This is a genomic window from Salmonella sp. 2018103, assembly GCF_026247685.1.
GTDB classification, from domain to species: domain Bacteria; phylum Pseudomonadota; class Gammaproteobacteria; order Enterobacterales; family Enterobacteriaceae; genus Salmonella; species Salmonella enterica.
In genome coordinates this window covers 3,694,241-3,711,965 of sequence record NZ_CP111029.1, presented here as the reverse complement: position 1 = coordinate 3,711,965, position 17,725 = coordinate 3,694,241, and the positions used below count along the sequence as shown (strand labels likewise).

Genomic DNA, 17,725 nt, shown 5'->3' with positions numbered 1-17,725 from the left:
TTATTTGATGCTGCGAATGTCGGCGAAGTGGCCGGTAACGGCGGCAGCGGCGGCCATCGCCGGGCTGACTAAATGCGTGCGACCCCCGCGGCCCTGACGGCCTTCAAAGTTACGGTTGCTGGTGGATGCGCAGCGCTCGCCCGGGTTCAGGCGGTCATTATTCATGGCCAGGCACATGGAACAGCCCGGTAAGCGCCATTCAAATCCTGCTTCGATAAAGATCTTGTCCAGACCTTCCGCTTCCGCCTGCGCTTTCACCGGACCTGAACCCGGCACCACCAGAGCCTGTACGCCAGGCGCGACTTTGCGCCCTTTGGCGACTTCCGCCGCCGCGCGCAAATCTTCAATACGCGAATTGGTACAAGAGCCGATAAAGACTTTATCAATAGCAACGTCCGTTAACGGTACGCCCGGCTGTAAGCCCATATAAGCCAGCGCTTTTTCGGCGCTGGCGCGCTCAACCGGATCGCTAAAAGAGGCGGGATCGGGGATGATGTCGGTGACGGAAATCACCTGGCCCGGATTCGTGCCCCAGGTCACCTGCGGCGCGATCTCTTCTGCTCGCAGGGTGACGACAGTATCAAAGGTCGCGCCGTCATCGGTTTTCAGCGTTTTCCAGTACTCGACGGCTTCGTCAAAATCGCGGCCCTTCGGCGCGTGCAAACGCCCTTTTACGTAGTTGAAAGTGGTTTCATCCGGGGCGACCAGACCGGCTTTGGCACCCATCTCAATCGCCATATTGCACAGCGTCATGCGGCCTTCCATACTCAGCGCGCGGATCGCGTCGCCGCAAAATTCAACCACGTGTCCGGTGCCGCCGGCGCTACCGGTTTTACCGATGATCGCCAGCACGATGTCTTTGGCGGTAATGCCCGGCGCGGCGTTGCCCGTGACTTCAATCTTCATGGTTTTAGCGCGCCCCTGTTTCAGGGTTTGCGTCGCCAGTACATGTTCTACCTCAGAAGTGCCGATGCCGAAGGCCAGCGCGCCAAACGCGCCGTGGGTGGCGGTGTGGGAGTCGCCGCAGACGATGGTCATGCCCGGCAGGGTGACGCCCTGTTCCGGCCCCATCACATGGACGATGCCCTGATATGGGTGATTCAGGTCATACAGCTCGACGCCGAACTCGTTACAGTTCTTAATCAGCTCCTGCATCTGGATACGCGCCATTTCACCGGAAGCATTAATGTCTTTAGTCTGCGTCGAGACGTTGTGATCCATCGTGGCGAAGGTTTTCCCTGGCTGACGTACCGGACGATGGTGCGCGCGCAGACCGTCAAACGCCTGCGGAGAGGTGACTTCATGCACCAGGTGGCGGTCGATGTACAGCAGCGGCGTTTCGTTTGGCGCCTCAAAGACCACGTGGGCATCAAATAATTTTTCGTATAACGTTTTGGCCATGATTACACCCCTTCTGCGACATAGCGGGCGATAATATCGCCCATCTCATCGGTACTGACTGCGGCAGCGCCCCTGGCTAAATCGCCGGTGCGAACGCCCTCTTCTAATGCGCGATTGATCGCCTGTTCAATGGCCGTTGCCGCATCGTTGGCATCCAGGCTGTAGCGCAGCAGCAGCGCCAGCGACAGGATCTGCGCAATTGGATTGGCGATATTTTTCCCGGCGATATCCGGCGCGGAGCCGCCAGCCGGTTCATACAGGCCAAACCCTTGCTCGTTCAGGCTGGCGGAGGGCAACATCCCCATTGAGCCGGTGATCATGGCGCATTCGTCGGACAGAATGTCGCCGAACAGGTTAGAGCACAGCAGTACGTCAAACTGCGACGGGTCTTTAATCAACTGCATGGTGGCGTTATCGATATACATGTGCGCGAGTTCCACATCGGGATACGTTTTCGCGACATCATTGACGATCTCACGCCACAGGATAGAGCTTTGCAGTACGTTGGCTTTATCAATAGAGGTGACTTTACGGCGGCGTTTACGCGCCGATTCAAAGGCGATACGGGCAATGCGCTCGATCTCAAAGCGGTGATAAACTTCGGTATCAAAGGCTTTTTCGTACTGACCGCTGCCTTCACGGCCTTTTGGCTGTCCGAAATAGATCCCGCCGGTCAGCTCGCGCACGCACAGGATATCGAAACCGTTAGCGGCGATATCGGCGCGCAACGGGCAAAATGCTTCCAGTCCCTGATACAGTTTCGCCGGACGCAGATTACTGAATAATTTGAAATGTTTGCGCAGCGGCAGCAGGGCGCCGCGCTCCGGCTGGCTTTCCGGGGGCAAATTTTCCCATTTCGGGCCGCCGACGGAGCCAAACAGAATGGCATCCGCCTGCTCGCACCCTTCAACGGTGGCTTTCGGCAGTGGATGACCATGATTGTCGATAGCAATACCGCCGACGTCATAGTGGCTGGTGGTGATACGCATATCAAAACGGCTGCGTACCGCATCCATAACTTTCAGGGCTTGCGCCATGACTTCCGGGCCGATACCGTCGCCCGGCAGTACGGCAATATGATAGTTCTTCGACATTACACGGTTTCCTTGTTGTTCTCTTTATTTTGAGCTTTGCGTTGCAATTCTTTTTCAACTTCGGCTGCGCGCCAGATATTGTTCAGTACGTGCACCATCGCTTTGGCGGAGGATTCGACGATATCCGTCGCCAGCCCGACGCCGTGGAAGCGGCGACCATGATGGTTCACGACGATATCGACCTGACCCAGCGCGTCTTTGCCCTGGCCTTTGGCGTTCAGGTCGTATTTAACCAACTCAACGTCGTAGCCAGTGATGCGGTTAATCGCCTGATAGATGGCGTCGACCGGGCCGTTGCCGTTCGCCGCCTCGGCCTTGATCTCTTCACCACAGGCCAGCTTCACGGAAGCAGTGGCGATATCGCTGGAGCCGGACTGCACGCTGAAGTAATCCAGACGGAAATGCTCTGGTTCTTCTTGCTGTTTATTAATAAACGCCAGCGCTTCCAGGTCATAGTCGAACACCTGGCCTTTTTTGTCCGCCAGCTTCAGGAACGCGTCGTACAGGTGGTCCATGTTGTAGTCTGTGTCCTTGTAACCCATCTCTTCCATGCGATGTTTCACGGCGGCACGGCCAGAGCGGGAGGTCAGGTTCAGCTGTATCTGATTCAGACCGATGGACTCTGGCGTCATGATTTCATAGTTTTCGCGGTTCTTGAGGACGCCATCCTGGTGGATGCCGGAAGAGTGGGCGAAAGCGCCGCTGCCGACAATCGCTTTGTTGGCCGGGATCGGCATGTTACAGATCTGGCTGACGGTCTGGCTGGTGCGCCAGATTTCGTGGTGATTGATGTTGGTGTGTACGTTCATGATGTCTTTGCGCACTTTAATCGCCATGATCACTTCTTCCAGTGCGCAGTTACCGGCACGTTCTCCGATACCGTTCATCGCGCCTTCAACCTGACGCGCGCCCGCATGTACTGCCGCCAGCGAGTTGCCTACTGCTATCCCTAAATCGTCGTGGGTATGAACGGAGATGATAGCTTTGTCGATATTGGGGACACGTTCATACAGGCCGGAAATGATTCCCGCGAACTCAAACGGCATGGTATAGCCCACGGTATCGGGAATATTAATGGTTCTCGCGCCGGCGTTTATAGCGGCTTCCACCACGCGCGCCAGATCGTCAACAGGCGTCCGGCCAGCATCTTCGCAGGAGAACTCCACGTCATCAGTGTAATTACGCGCCCGCTTAACCATGTATACCGCGCGTTCGATGACCTCATCCAGCGTGCTGCGCAGCTTGGTGGCGATGTGCATTGGCGAGGTGGCGATAAAAGTATGGATACGAAACGCGTCGGCGACCTTCAGCGCCTGTGCCGCGACATCGATGTCTTTTTCTACACAACGCGCCAGGGCGCAAACGCGGCTGTTTTTGATGGTGCGGGCGATGGTTTGGACGGATTCAAAATCACCCGGAGAAGAGACCGGGAAGCCTACTTCCATGACATCAACACCCATGCGCTCAAGGGCCAGGGCAATCTGCAGCTTCTCTTTCGCGCTCAGGCTGGCCTGTAACGCTTGTTCGCCGTCGCGTAAGGTCGTATCAAAAATAATGACTTGCTGGCTCATGATGTGGTCCTTGTCTCCAGGGGCGCCTTGCGTCAGGCATAAAAAAACCCGCGCAACGGCGCGGGTTTTGTTTGACTTCGAGCTGACTTAATGTTGAATGCCGCCCACCGGTCTACCGCGCACAATAAATGCGTTGAGTAGTAGTAGCCCAGTGAAACGAACGATATGTGACATTAATTCAGCTCCAGCGAATGCGTTATGCTTTTAGTGGTACTGGATATGCCGTTTAATGTCAACTCTATTTTCTGTCGCCATTGCATTTTGTTGACGATATCCGGATACGTACTTTAGCTAATTGTGCTGGGCTGCGCGTCCAATAAAGGATAAAAGAACGAGTGGACATTCATACTTTTCATTGTTTGAAATATTTAGGCATTTTTGTTTGCAAATTGGTTAGAGGAATGGACTGTTAAAGGTATGCTAAAGGTTTGGTTTATCTTTTTGATTTGTTTTATATTTTAACAAATAACCTTGTTTACTTAATGGATAAGGATAAAGTTATTGATAAATTAATGTTAACTTTTTAGCTATTAATAATATAAACATTTAATTGAAACTTAAATGATCATTCACTTGGTGTATGATTGTGTATTCGCCATAGTTATGGTTATATTGCTTGCGTAATTTAAACATTATGAATCGCAATGGTGTGACCCAGGACACATTACGCTTGCGCTGGCATTCTATTTGTCTCTGTCAGCGTCTTTATGTTTTCCGAATTTTAACGCTTTCCCTTTTTCTTATTTTATATGCATGGTAAATCATATTTTCAGGAATTATTTCTGCCTTCAGCCAGAAAAAGGGAGTTAAGCGTGACAGTGGAGTTAAATATGCCAGAGGTCAAAACCGAAAAGCCGCATCTTTTAGATATGGGCAAACCACAGCTTCGCATGGTTGATTTGAACCTATTGACCGTGTTCGATGCGGTAATGCAAGAGCAGAATATTACGCGCGCCGCCCACACGCTGGGAATGTCGCAGCCTGCGGTTAGTAACGCCGTAGCGCGTCTGAAGGTTATGTTTAATGACGAACTTTTTGTTCGATATGGACGAGGAATTCAGCCGACTGCCCGTGCATTTCAGTTATTTGGTTCAGTCCGTCAGGCGTTGCAATTGGTGCAAAATGAATTGCCGGGATCGGGGTTTGAGCCGACCAGCAGCGAACGTGTATTCAATCTTTGCGTGTGCAGTCCGCTGGATAATATCCTGACGTCACAGATTTATAATCGTGTAGAAAAAATTGCTCCAAATATTCATGTCGTTTTTAAAGCGTCGTTGAATCAGAATACTGAGCATCAGTTACGCTATCAGGAAACCGAGTTCGTTATTAGTTATGAAGAATTCCGTCGCCCTGAGTTTACCAGCGTACCGCTATTTAAAGATGAAATGGTTTTAGTCGCCGGCCGTAAACACCCGCGTATTAGCGGCCCGCTACTGGAAGGCGATGTTTATAATGAACAACATGCGGTTGTTTCTCTCGATCGTTATGCGTCATTTAGTCAGCCGTGGTATGACACGGCGGATAAACAGTCGAGCGTGGCTTATCAGGGCATGGCGCTTATCAGCGTTCTGAACGTGGTTTCGCAGACGCATTTGGTCGCTATTGCCCCGCGCTGGCTGGCGGAAGAGTTTGCGGAATCGCTGGATCTGCAAATATTGCCGTTGCCTTTAAAACTGAATAGCCGGACATGCTACCTTTCCTGGCATGAAGCGGCTGGGCGTGATAAAGGGCACCAATGGATGGAAGATTTATTAGTTTCTGTTTGTAAGCGATAAAACCGGGCAGAATAAATCAGAAACAAATTCTGGTTTATTCTGCTTTTTATCGTATATCAAAAATTTTATGCTGAATTAACGGTGAGCGATTCTTTTCGTCGCTGTGAAAAATAGATGAATTGCTGTAAGTCTGCATTTATAAGCGATTATTTATTACCTGGTGTGATTCAGACGGAGTATTTCTCCATTTCTTCTCTTCTTGCCTCCTGATTATTCTAACCTTCCCCATCTTTACGTCATTCCACCCAATTGCCAGGCGTGATAGCGAGCGGTTAAGGTGTCCGTCAAACCGTGATGACAGGTATAAAGTGGAGGCAAGCCGTGGAGATGTTGTCTGGAGCCGAGATGGTCGTCCGATCGCTTATCGATCAAGGCGTAAAGCAGGTGTTCGGCTATCCTGGAGGCGCAGTGCTTGATATTTATGATGCGCTACATACCGTTGGAGGGATCGATCATGTGCTGGTGCGTCATGAGCAGGCTGCGGTGCATATGGCGGATGGCCTGGCGCGAGCCACTGGCGAGGTTGGCGTGGTGCTGGTGACTTCCGGACCGGGAGCGACCAATGCGATTACCGGGATTGCTACGGCCTATATGGATTCCATTCCGCTGGTGATTCTTTCCGGCCAGGTCGCCACCTCATTGATTGGCTATGATGCCTTTCAGGAGTGCGACATGGTGGGGATTTCCCGACCGGTGGTCAAACATAGCTTCCTGGTCAAACAGACGGAAGATATTCCCCAGGTGCTTAAAAAGGCCTTCTGGCTGGCGGCAAGCGGACGTCCTGGGCCGGTGGTCGTGGATTTGCCAAAAGATATTTTGAATCCGGCGAAAAAAATGCCGTATGCTTGGCCGGAGACGGTCAGTATGCGCTCTTACAATCCCACAACATCAGGACATAAAGGACAAATTAAGCGTGCCTTGCAAACGCTGGCGTCGGCAAAAAAGCCGGTGGTCTATGTTGGGGGAGGGGCGATAAGCGCGGCCTGCTATGCGCCGCTGCGCCACATCATTGAAACCTTTAACCTGCCGGTGGTCTCTTCATTAATGGGACTGGGCGCGTTTCCTGCTACTCATCGCCAGTCGTTAGGAATGCTGGGAATGCATGGCACTTATGAAGCCAATATGACCATGCATAACGCCGACGTGATTTTCGCTGTTGGCGTACGATTTGACGACCGCACGACGAATAATCTCGCTAAATATTGTCCGAACGCGACGGTATTACACATCGACATTGACCCGACGTCCATATCCAAAACGGTTAACGCTGATATCCCGGTGGTGGGCGATGCCCGCCTGGTACTGGAACAAATGCTGGAGCTACTGGCGCAGGATGCGCCGTCTCAGCCGCAGGATGATATTCGTGACTGGTGGCAGCAGATAGAGATCTGGCGCGCCCGTCAGTGCCTGAAATATGACGCGGAAAGCGAAAGCATTAAACCCCAGGCGGTGATTGAAACCCTCTGGCGTCTGACGAAGGGCGACGCTTACGTGACGTCCGATGTAGGACAACACCAGATGTTTGCCGCCCTCTACTACCCGTTCGATAAGCCACGTCGCTGGATTAATTCCGGCGGGCTCGGCACGATGGGTTTTGGCCTACCGGCTGCGCTGGGCGTTAAAATGGCCCTGCCGAAAGAAATGGTGGTCTGCGTGACCGGCGATGGCAGCATACAGATGAACATTCAGGAGCTATCGACAGCCTTACAGTATGAACTGCCGGTACTGGTTCTGAATCTGAACAACCGTTATCTGGGGATGGTGAAACAGTGGCAGGATATGATCTATTCCGGTCGCCATTCTCAGTCTTATATGCAGTCGTTACCGGATTTTGTGCGCCTGGCGGAAGCATATGGCCATGTTGGGCTGCAGATTAACCGTCCGGATGAGCTGGAAAGTAAACTCAGCGAAGCCCTTGAGCATGTGCGTAATAACCGACTGGTGTTCGTCGATGTCACCGTTGATGGCAGCGAGCATGTCTATCCGATGCAGATTCGCGGGGGCGGGATGGACGAAATGTGGTTAAGCAAAACGGAGAGGACCTGATGATGCGCCGGATTTTATCGGTATTACTGGAAAACGAATCTGGGGCGTTATCGCGGGTTATCGGCCTCTTTTCGCAACGCGGATATAATATTGAAAGCCTGACCGTCGCGCCGACGGACGATCCGACGTTGTCGCGCATGACTATCCAGACGGTAGGCGATGAAAAAGTGCTTGAGCAAATTGAAAAGCAACTGCACAAGCTGGTTGATGTGCTGCGCGTCAGCGAGCTGGGACAGGGAGCGCACGTTGAGCGGGAAATCATGCTGGTGAAAATCCAGGCCAGCGGCTACGGACGGGAAGAGGTGAAGCGTAATACGGAAATTTTCCGTGGTCAGATTATTGACGTTACGCCAACGCTGTATACCGTTCAACTGGCGGGTACCAGCGATAAACTGGATGCTTTTCTGGCCTCGCTGCGCGACGTGGCGAAAATTGTTGAAGTGGCGCGTTCAGGCGTCGTCGGGCTTTCGCGCGGCGATAAGATTATGCGCTGAGCAGATTTGCCGGATGACGACGCGCGTGCGTTTTATCCGGTCTACAGGCTGATATCTGGCCCAGGTCCGATAAGCGTAACGCCATCAGGCAGGTTTGCCGGATATCAGCCAACAGGAATTATCGCCCAACCCAATATCACCGGTTGGGCTTTTTTTTGCGAAATCCGTGGTAACCCGGAATAAAAGCGGTTGCCGGAGTGATCAAACTGCGCTTAGATGTTAACGATTTTAACCCATGCCGACATAAAGGTTATGGTTTGTACAATTTACACAAGGGGCAATTGTGAAACTGGATGAAATCGCTCGGCTGGCCGGTGTCTCGCGCACAACTGCAAGCTACGTTATAAACGGTAAAGCAAAGCAATACCGCGTGAGCGACAAAACCGTAGAAAAAGTCATGGCGGTAGTGCGTGAGCACAATTACCATCCTAACGCTGTGGCTGCCGGGCTGCGTGCTGGACGCACACGTTCCATTGGTCTGGTGATCCCGGACCTTGAAAACACGAGCTACACCCGTATCGCAAACTATCTTGAGCGCCAGGCACGCCAGCGTGGCTACCAACTGCTGATCGCCTGTTCTGAAGATCAGCCGGATAACGAAATGCGCTGCATTGAGCACCTTTTGCAACGCCAGGTGGATGCAATCATTGTTTCAACTTCGTTACCGCCGGAGCATCCCTTCTATCAGCGCTGGGCCAACGATCCATTCCCCATCGTCGCGCTCGACCGCGCGCTGGATCGCGAACATTTCACCAGCGTGGTCGGCGCCGATCAGGATGATGCCGAGATGTTGGCGGAAGAGCTGCGTAAATTCCCGGCGGAAACGGTGCTTTATTTGGGCGCGCTGCCGGAGTTGTCCGTCAGTTTCCTGCGCGAGCAGGGGTTCCGCACCGCATGGAAAGACGATCCGCGGGAGGTGAATTTCTTATATGCCAACAGCTATGAGCGCGAAGCCGCCGCGCAGCTGTTTGAGAAATGGCTGGAAACGCATCCTATGCCGCAGGCGCTCTTTACGACATCGTTCGCGCTATTACAGGGCGTGATGGACGTTACGCTGCGGCGCGATGGAAAACTGCCCTCGGATTTGGCGATTGCGACCTTCGGCGATCATGAGCTGCTGGATTTTCTGCAATGCCCGGTACTGGCGGTGGCGCAGCGTCATCGTGATGTCGCGGAACGCGTGCTGGAGATTGTGCTGGCAAGTCTTGATGAACCGCGTAAACCGAAACCTGGCTTAACGCGTATTCGGCGAAACCTGTATCGTCGCGGCATTCTGAGCCGTAGCTAAAGGACCGGCGGTAAAAGACTCTCTCTTCTGCCGCCGTCAAACAAATGCGTATCAGTAAAAATATCCCTTAAATAATTAAGATTATTCCTTAAAATTATCCGAAAATTCTTTTTTATTACCTTTCTTTTGTCCGAAATCGTCCATATTCCACTAATTAAGACGTAACGAGTCTTTTCCTTTGTCTTGTTTTGTTACAAGCAGGCAAGAAATCGTCGAATTAACAGCCACTTTTTGTCTTTGGCGCGACAGTCGCTCGTAGGCGCTGGTATAGCAGGCGCTGCACACGTTAAACAGGCACTGTTAACACGGTGCAATATGTCCTAAAATGCCGCTCGCGTCGCAAACTGACACTTTATATTTTTCTCGGATTATATTGAGTCCGTTTTAAACGGCGGTGGGTCTTTGGTTTTTTTCTTACAAATATTCATAACGTTAATTTGGCTTGCGCGCTGGACGGAAATTAATCAACGCAGATATTCGCCGTAAACATTGGCTTTTTTACTTCGGTAAGCGTTGTGACTTGCTTGACAAGCTTTTCCTCCGCTCCGTAAACTCCTTCGAGTGGGAATTTGTGGGATAAAGTGGTAAGAAGGGGTGAGACTGGCATGTTCCGGGGGGCAACGTTAGTCAATCTCGACAGTAAAGGGCGCCTGACCGTGCCGACCCGTTATCGGGAGCAACTGATCGAGAGCGCTACCGGTCAAATGGTATGTACCATTGACATCCATCACCCATGCCTGCTGCTTTACCCCCTGCCTGAATGGGAAATTATTGAGCAAAAGTTATCTCGTCTGTCGAGCATGAACCCGGTAGAACGTCGCGTACAGCGTTTACTGTTGGGCCATGCCAGCGAATGTCAGATGGATGGTGCAGGTCGATTACTGATCGCGCCAGTTCTGCGGCAACATGCCGGACTGACGAAAGAAGTGATGCTGGTTGGACAGTTCAACAAATTTGAGCTGTGGGATGAAACGACCTGGTATCAACAGGTCAAGGAAGATATCGACGCTGAACAGTCAGCTACCGAAACGTTATCGGAGCGGCTGCAGGACTTGTCTCTATAAGATGATGGAAAATTTTAAACACACTACGGTACTGTTGGATGAAGCCGTTAATGGGCTGAATATTCGTCCGGATGGTATCTATATTGATGGCACATTTGGTCGCGGCGGCCACTCGCGCCTGATCCTCTCGCAACTGGGCGAAGAGGGGCGCTTGCTGGCGATCGATCGCGATCCGCAGGCGATCGCCGTTGCGCAGACCATTAATGATCCTCGCTTCTCCATCATTCATGGACCTTTTTCCGCGCTGGCTGATTATGTAGCCGAGCGCGAGCTTACCGGCAAGATTGACGGGATCCTTCTCGATCTTGGCGTCTCTTCTCCGCAGCTTGACGATGCGGAGCGCGGTTTTTCATTCATGCGCGACGGTCCGCTGGATATGCGAATGGACCCCACGCGCGGCCAGTCTGCCGCCGAGTGGTTACAAACGGCGGAGGAAGCGGATATCGCCTGGGTGCTGAAAACATTCGGCGAGGAGCGTTTTGCCAAACGTATTGCTCGCGCCATTGTTGAGCGCAATCGCGAACAGCCGATGACCCGCACCAAAGAGCTGGCGGAAGTGGTTGCGGCGGCGACCCCGGTAAAAGACAAATTCAAACATCCCGCGACCCGTACCTTCCAGGCGGTGCGCATCTGGGTAAACAGTGAACTGGAGGAGATAGAGCAGGCGCTAAAAAGCTCGCTCAGCGTACTGGCCCCAGGCGGGCGGCTTTCAATCATCAGTTTCCACTCGCTGGAAGACCGTATTGTGAAACGCTTTATGCGTGAGCAAAGCCGCGGTCCGCAGGTACCGGCGGGATTACCGATGACGGAAGCGCAGCTCAAAAAACTGGGCGGTCGTGAGTTACGAGCGTTAGGCAAGTTGATGCCGGGTGAAAAAGAGGTAGCTGAAAATCCTCGGGCCCGTAGTTCAGTTCTGCGTATCGCAGAGAGGACGAACGCATGATCAGCAGAGTGACAGAAGCCCTAAGCAAAGTTAAGGGATCGATAGGAAGCAACGAGCGCCATGCCTTGCCTGGCGTGATCGGTGACGATCTTTTGCGGTTCGGGAAGCTGCCACTCTGCTTGTTCATTTGCATCATTTTAACGGCGGTGACGGTGGTCACGACGGCGCACCATACTCGTTTACTCACCGCGCAGCGTGAACAACTGGTTCTGGAGCGCGATGCATTGGACATTGAATGGCGCAACCTGATCCTTGAAGAAAATGCGCTCGGCGATCACAGCCGGGTAGAGCGGATCGCAACGGAAAAGCTGCAAATGCAGCATGTTGATCCGTCCCAAGAAAATATCGTAGTGCAAAAATAAGGATAAACGCGACGCATGAAAGCAGCGGCAAAAACGCAAAAATCGAAACGCCAGGAAGAACAGACCAACTTCATCAGTTGGCGTTTTGCGTTGCTGTGCGGCTGTATTTTACTGGCGCTGGTTTTTTTACTTGGACGCGCGGCGTGGCTACAGATTATCGCCCCGGATATGCTGGTGCGTCAGGGTGATATGCGTTCGCTGCGTGTTCAGGAAGTCTCCACCTCACGCGGTATGATTACCGACCGTTCCGGGCGTCCACTTGCGGTCAGCGTACCGGTTAAGGCGATCTGGGCCGACCCGAAAGAAGTTCATGACGCCGGCGGCATCAGCGTTGGCGATCGCTGGAAAGCGCTTTCTACTGCGCTCAATATTCCGCTCGATCAGCTCTCCGCCCGTATCAACGCCAACCCGAAAGGGCGTTTTATTTATCTGGCGCGCCAGGTAAATCCTGACATGGCAGACTACATCAAAAAACTCAAACTGCCGGGTATTCATTTGCGTGAAGAATCACGCCGCTACTACCCGTCAGGAGAAGTAACCGCTCACCTCATCGGTTTTACCAACGTCGACAGTCAGGGGATTGAAGGCGTTGAAAAGAGCTTTGATAAGTGGCTTACCGGCCAGCCTGGCGAGCGAATCGTGCGTAAAGACCGCTATGGTCGCGTGATTGAGGATATCTCCTCCACTGACAGTCAGGCAGCGCACAACCTGGCGTTAAGCATTGATGAACGCTTACAGGCGCTGGTTTACCGCGAACTGAACAACGCGGTGGCGTTTAACAAGGCGGAATCCGGTAGCGCGGTGCTGGTCGATGTCAATACCGGTGAAGTACTGGCGATGGCGAATAGCCCTTCCTATAACCCCAACAACCTTGCCGGTACGCCGAAAGACGCGATGCGTAACCGTACCATCACCGACGTGTTTGAACCGGGTTCTACGGTTAAGCCGATGGTGGTGATGACCGCGCTTCAGCGCGGTATCGTCAACGAAAATACGGTGTTGAATACCGTTCCATACCGAATTAACGGCCACGAAATTAAAGACGTGGCGCGCTACAGCGAATTAACCCTGACCGGGGTTCTGCAGAAGTCGAGTAACGTCGGTGTATCCAAACTGGCGTTAGCGATGCCGTCCTCAGCGTTAGTAGATACTTACTCACGTTTTGGGCTAGGAAAGGCGACCAATTTGGGGTTGGTCGGAGAACGCAGTGGCTTATATCCTCAAAAACAACGGTGGTCCGACATAGAGAGGGCCACCTTCTCTTTCGGCTACGGGCTAATGGTAACGCCGTTACAATTAGCGCGAGTCTATGCAACGATCGGCAGCTATGGCATTTATCGCCCGCTGTCGATTACCAAAGTTGATCCGCCTGTACCCGGCGAACGCATCTTCCCTGAATCCACCGTACGCACCGTGGTGCATATGATGGAAAGCGTGGCGCTGCCGGGCGGCGGCGGCGTGAAGGCAGCGATTAAAGGCTATCGTATCGCGATTAAAACCGGTACGGCGAAAAAAGTGGGGCCGGACGGTCGCTACATCAACAAATACATTGCTTACACCGCAGGCGTCGCGCCTGCGAGTCAGCCGCGCTTCGCGCTGGTGGTTGTCATCAACGATCCGCAGGCGGGTAAATACTACGGCGGGGCCGTTTCCGCGCCGGTATTTGGTGCCATCATGGGCGGCGTTCTGCGCACCATGAACATCGAACCGGACGCGCTGGCAACGGGCGAAAAAAATGAATTCGTAATTAATCAAGGCGAGGGAACAGGTGGCAGATCGTAATTTGCGCGACCTTCTTGCTCCGTGGGTGGCTGGACTACCCGCGCGAGAACTGCGAGAGATGACGCTCGACAGCCGTGTGGCTGCGGCGGGCGATCTCTTTGTGGCAGTAGTGGGTCATCAGGCGGACGGGCGTCGATATATCCCGCAGGCGATAGCGCAAGGCGTAGCTGCCATTATTGCAGAGGCGAAAGACGAGGCGGCCGACGGTGAGATTCGCGAAATGCACGGCGTACCGGTCGTCTATCTCAGCCAGCTCAATGAGCGTTTATCTGCGCTGGCGGGCCGCTTTTACCATGAGCCATCTGAAAACATGCGTCTGGTGGCGGTGACCGGCACCAATGGCAAGACCACCACCACCCAACTACTGGCGCAGTGGAGCCAGTTGCTCGGCGAAACCAGCGCAGTGATGGGAACGGTAGGCAACGGACTGTTGGATAAAGTGATCCCGACGGAGAACACAACCGGTTCCGCTGTGGATGTTCAGCATGTGCTGGCCAGCCTGGTTGCGCAGGGCGCGACCTTCGGCGCGATGGAAGTCTCTTCTCACGGCCTGGTGCAGCATCGCGTGGCGGCGCTGAAATTTGCCGCCTCCGTGTTTACTAATTTGAGCCGCGACCATCTCGACTATCATGGCGATATGGCGCATTACGAGGCGGCAAAATGGATGCTTTATTCCACCCACCATCATGGTCAGGCAATCGTCAACGCCGATGATGAAGTTGGACGCCGCTGGCTGGCGTCGCTACCCGATGCGGTCGCGGTATCAATGGAAGGGCATATCAACCCTAACTGTCACGGTCGTTGGCTGAAAGCGGAGGCGGTGGAGTACCACGACCGCGGAGCGACGATTCGTTTTGCTTCAAGCTGGGGTGAAGGCGAAATCGAAAGCCGCCTGATGGGCGCGTTTAACGTCAGCAACTTACTGCTGGCATTGGCGACGCTACTGGCGCTGGGCTATCCGTTAACGGATTTGCTGAAAACCGCCGCGCGTTTGCAGCCGGTTTGCGGGCGGATGGAAGTGTTCACTGCGCCAGGCAAACCGACGGTGGTGGTGGATTACGCGCACACGCCGGATGCGCTGGAAAAAGCGTTGCAGGCGGCGCGCCTGCACTGCGCCGGAAAATTGTGGTGCGTCTTTGGCTGTGGCGGGGATCGTGACAAAGGTAAGCGCCCACTCATGGGGGCCATTGCCGAAGAATTCGCGGATATCGTCGTGGTGACTGACGATAACCCGCGTACCGAGGAGCCGCGCGCCATTATCAACGATATTCTGGCCGGAATGCTGGACGCCGGGCAGGTCAGGGTAATGGAAGGCCGCGCTGAGGCGGTAACCAATGCCATTATGCAGGCAAAAGACAATGACGTTGTGCTGATTGCAGGTAAAGGGCACGAGGATTACCAGATTGTCGGCACGCAGCGTCTTGATTATTCAGACCGCGTGACCGCAGCGCGTTTGCTGGGGGGGATCGCATGATTAGCGTAACGCTCAGCAAAATTGCCGATGTCCTTGGCGCCGAACACCGCGGGGCGGATCTCACGCTCGATACGGTCATTACCGACACACGGAAAGTGACGCCGGGATGCCTGTTCGTGGCGCTGAAAGGGGAACGCTTTGATGCGCATGATTTTGCTGATAAAGCAAAAGCGAACGGCGCTGGCGCCCTGCTGGTCAGTCGTCCTCTGGATATCGATCTTCCGCAGGTGATTGTAAAAGACACGCGTCAGGCATTTGGCCAACTGGCCGCCTGGGTACGTATGCAGGTACCGGCGCGGGTGGTGGCGTTAACCGGTTCGTCCGGCAAAACCTCGGTCAAAGAGATGACCGCCGCGATTCTTAGCCAGTGCGGAAATACTTTGTATACCGCAGGCAATTTTAACAACGACATCGGCGTGCCGATAACGCTGCTGCGCTTAAACCATGATTATGACTATGCGGTAATCGAGTTAGGCGCTAATCACCAGGGAGAAATCGCCTGGACCGTTAGCCTGACGCGCCCGGAAGCGGCGCTGGTCAATAACCTGGCGGCGGCGCATCTGGAAGGTTTCGGCTCGTTGGCCGGCGTGGCGAAAGCGAAAGGCGAAATCTATACCGGTTTGCCTGAGAACGGTATCGCGATTATGAATGCCGATAATAATGACTGGCTGAACTGGCAAAGCATTATTGGCGATCGTCAGGTGTGGCGCTTTTCGCCGAATGCGGCAAACAGCGACTTTACCGCTGCGAATATCCACGTGACGTCACACGGTACCGAATTTACCCTGCAAACGCCGATGGGCAGCATTGATGTGCTGCTGCCGTTGCCGGGGCGGCACAATATTGCCAACGCGCTGGCGGCCGCTGCTTTATCAATGGCGGTGGGGGCGACGCTGACGGCGGTTAAAGCAGGGCTGGCGGCGTTAAAAGCTGTACCCGGGCGTCTGTTCCCGATTCAGCTAAGTGAAAACCAACTGGTACTGGATGACGCTTATAACGCCAACGTCGGTTCGATGACCGCCGCAGTGCAGGTCCTTTCTGAAATGCCCGGCTACCGCGTGCTGGTGGTAGGCGATATGGCCGAGCTGGGCGCAGAAAGCGAAGCGTGCCACATCCAGGTTGGCGAGGCCGCAAAAGCGGCGGGTATTGATCGCGTGTTAAGCACCGGAAAACTCAGTCAGGCTATCAGCCACGCCAGCGGCGTCGGCGAACATTTTGCCGATAAAGCCGCGCTCATTGCGCGTTTACACGCTCTGCTTCAGGAGCAACCAATGATGACTATTTTAGTGAAAGGATCACGCAGCGCCGCGATGGAAGATGTGGTTCATGCGTTACAGGAGAAAGGTTCATGTTAGTTTGGCTGGCCGAGCATTTGGTCAAATATTATTCCGGCTTTAACGTCTTTTCTTATCTGACGTTTCGCGCCATCGTCAGCCTGTTGACCGCGCTGTTCATCTCTTTATGGATGGGCCCGCGTATGATCGCTCGTCTGCAAAAACTCTCTTTTGGCCAGGTGGTACGTAACGATGGCCCGGAATCGCACTTCAGTAAACGCGGTACGCCGACGATGGGCGGCATCATGATCCTGACGGCGATTGTGATTTCCGTTCTGTTATGGGCTTACCCGTCTAACCCGTACGTCTGGTGCGTGCTGGTGGTATTGATTGGCTACGGCATTATCGGTTTTGTCGATGACTACCGCAAAGTGGTGCGGAAAGATACCAAAGGGCTGATTGCGCGCTGGAAATATTTCTGGATGTCGGTTATCGCGCTCGGCGTGGCCTTTGCGCTTTATCTCGTCGGGAAAGACACGCCCGCGACCCAACTGGTGGTGCCGTTCTTTAAAGATGTTATGCCGCAATTGGGGCTGTTTTACATTTTGCTGTCCTACTTTGTCATCGTCGGTACGGGTAACGCCGTAAACCTGACCGACGGGCTTGATGGTCTGGCGATTATGCCGACTGTTTTCGTTGCCGCCGGCTTTGCGCTGGTGGCCTGGGCGACCGGGAACATGAACTTCGCCAATTACCTGCATATTCCGTATTTACGCCATGCGGGGGAGCTGGTGATTGTCTGTACGGCGATTGTCGGCGCGGGATTAGGATTCTTGTGGTTTAACACTTATCCGGCGCAGGTTTTTATGGGCGATGTCGGATCGCTGGCGTTGGGCGGCGCGTTGGGCATTATCGCCGTGCTGCTGCGTCAGGAATTTCTGCTGGTGATCATGGGCGGCGTCTTTGTGGTGGAAACTCTGTCGGTCATCCTGCAGGTGGGTTCCTTTAAACTACGCGGACAGCGTATTTTCCGTATGGCGCCTATCCATCACCACTATGAACTGAAAGGCTGGCCGGAACCGCGCGTGATTGTGCGCTTCTGGATTATTTCGCTGATGCTGGTGCTGATTGGCCTGGCAACGCTGAAGGTACGTTAA

At 53.6% G+C, this 17,725-nt stretch carries 15 protein-coding genes; 11 read left to right on the top strand and 4 right to left on the bottom strand.

The features are described from left to right. The 4 genes from leuC to leuL form a co-directional block, all read right to left on the bottom strand. Nucleotides 1–1,401 carry a 3-isopropylmalate dehydratase large subunit gene (gene leuC, locus OLG56_RS17985; RefSeq protein WP_001140632.1) on the bottom strand — a complete coding sequence of 467 codons (1,401 nt, stop codon included), beginning with the start codon at nucleotides 1,399–1,401 and terminating at the stop codon, nucleotides 1–3. Between the two features lie 2 nt (nucleotides 1,402–1,403). Further along, entirely contained in the window at nucleotides 1,404–2,495 is a 1,092-nt protein-coding gene (gene leuB, locus OLG56_RS17980; RefSeq protein ID WP_000042325.1) for a 3-isopropylmalate dehydrogenase, read from the bottom strand. Then, nucleotides 2,495–4,066, bottom strand: coding sequence for a 2-isopropylmalate synthase (gene leuA / locus OLG56_RS17975; protein ID WP_000082819.1), 1,572 nt, complete (start codon nucleotides 4,064–4,066; stop codon nucleotides 2,495–2,497). Before leuA ends, leuB begins: the two co-directional genes overlap by 1 nt. 87 nt (nucleotides 4,067–4,153) lie before the next feature. Next, complete coding sequence (leuL, locus tag OLG56_RS17970) at nucleotides 4,154–4,240, bottom strand: leu operon leader peptide (RefSeq protein ID WP_001575587.1); 87 nt, start codon at nucleotides 4,238–4,240, stop codon at nucleotides 4,154–4,156. A gap of 656 nt (nucleotides 4,241–4,896) precedes the next feature. Here leuL and leuO point away from each other — a divergent pair. The 11 genes from leuO (at nucleotide 4,897) to mraY (ending at nucleotide 17,725) form a co-directional block, all read left to right on the top strand. Continuing rightward, a complete protein-coding gene (gene leuO, locus OLG56_RS17965; RefSeq protein ID WP_207011588.1) occupies nucleotides 4,897–5,841 on the top strand; it encodes a transcriptional regulator LeuO in 945 nt (314 codons plus the stop codon). Between the two features lie 321 nt (nucleotides 5,842–6,162). Then, on the top strand, nucleotides 6,163–7,887 hold the full coding sequence (ilvI, locus tag OLG56_RS17960; RefSeq protein ID WP_000425622.1) for an acetolactate synthase 3 large subunit: 1,725 nt from the start codon (nucleotides 6,163–6,165) through the stop codon (nucleotides 7,885–7,887). A 2-nt stretch (nucleotides 7,888–7,889) separates the two neighbouring features. Continuing rightward, nucleotides 7,890–8,381, top strand: coding sequence for an acetolactate synthase small subunit (gene ilvN / locus OLG56_RS17955; protein ID WP_001563086.1), 492 nt, complete (start codon nucleotides 7,890–7,892; stop codon nucleotides 8,379–8,381). A gap of 283 nt (nucleotides 8,382–8,664) precedes the next feature. Beyond that, nucleotides 8,665–9,669, top strand: coding sequence for a catabolite repressor/activator (gene cra, locus OLG56_RS17950; RefSeq protein ID WP_000762406.1), 1,005 nt, complete (start codon nucleotides 8,665–8,667; stop codon nucleotides 9,667–9,669). Nucleotides 9,670–10,274: 605 nt separating this feature from the next. Next, entirely contained in the window at nucleotides 10,275–10,733 is a 459-nt protein-coding gene (mraZ, locus tag OLG56_RS17945; protein ID WP_000488294.1) for a division/cell wall cluster transcriptional repressor MraZ, read from the top strand. 1 nt (nucleotide 10,734) lies between these two features. Next, nucleotides 10,735–11,676 carry a 16S rRNA (cytosine(1402)-N(4))-methyltransferase RsmH gene (gene rsmH, locus OLG56_RS17940; protein WP_000970444.1) on the top strand — a complete coding sequence of 314 codons (942 nt, stop codon included), beginning with the start codon at nucleotides 10,735–10,737 and terminating at the stop codon, nucleotides 11,674–11,676. Further along, the gene (gene ftsL, locus OLG56_RS17935) at nucleotides 11,673–12,038 is read left to right on the top strand and encodes a cell division protein FtsL (protein ID WP_000625651.1); all 366 of its coding nucleotides are present in this window, start codon (nucleotides 11,673–11,675) and stop codon (nucleotides 12,036–12,038) included. Before rsmH ends, ftsL begins: the two co-directional genes overlap by 4 nt. Nucleotides 12,039–12,053: 15 nt before the next feature. Continuing rightward, nucleotides 12,054–13,820: a peptidoglycan glycosyltransferase FtsI gene (gene ftsI / locus OLG56_RS17930; RefSeq protein WP_000642235.1), complete on the top strand. Its 1,767-nt coding sequence runs from the start codon at nucleotides 12,054–12,056 to the stop codon at nucleotides 13,818–13,820. After that, a complete protein-coding gene (gene murE, locus OLG56_RS17925; RefSeq protein WP_207011587.1) occupies nucleotides 13,807–15,294 on the top strand; it encodes a UDP-N-acetylmuramoyl-L-alanyl-D-glutamate--2,6-diaminopimelate ligase in 1,488 nt (495 codons plus the stop codon). Before ftsI ends, murE begins: the two co-directional genes overlap by 14 nt. Further along, a complete protein-coding gene (gene murF / locus OLG56_RS17920; protein ID WP_000626639.1) occupies nucleotides 15,291–16,649 on the top strand; it encodes a UDP-N-acetylmuramoyl-tripeptide--D-alanyl-D-alanine ligase in 1,359 nt (452 codons plus the stop codon). Before murE ends, murF begins: the two co-directional genes overlap by 4 nt. Beyond that, a complete protein-coding gene (mraY, locus tag OLG56_RS17915) occupies nucleotides 16,643–17,725 on the top strand; it encodes a phospho-N-acetylmuramoyl-pentapeptide-transferase (RefSeq protein WP_000964138.1) in 1,083 nt (360 codons plus the stop codon). The genes murF and mraY overlap by 7 nt, the downstream gene beginning before the upstream one ends.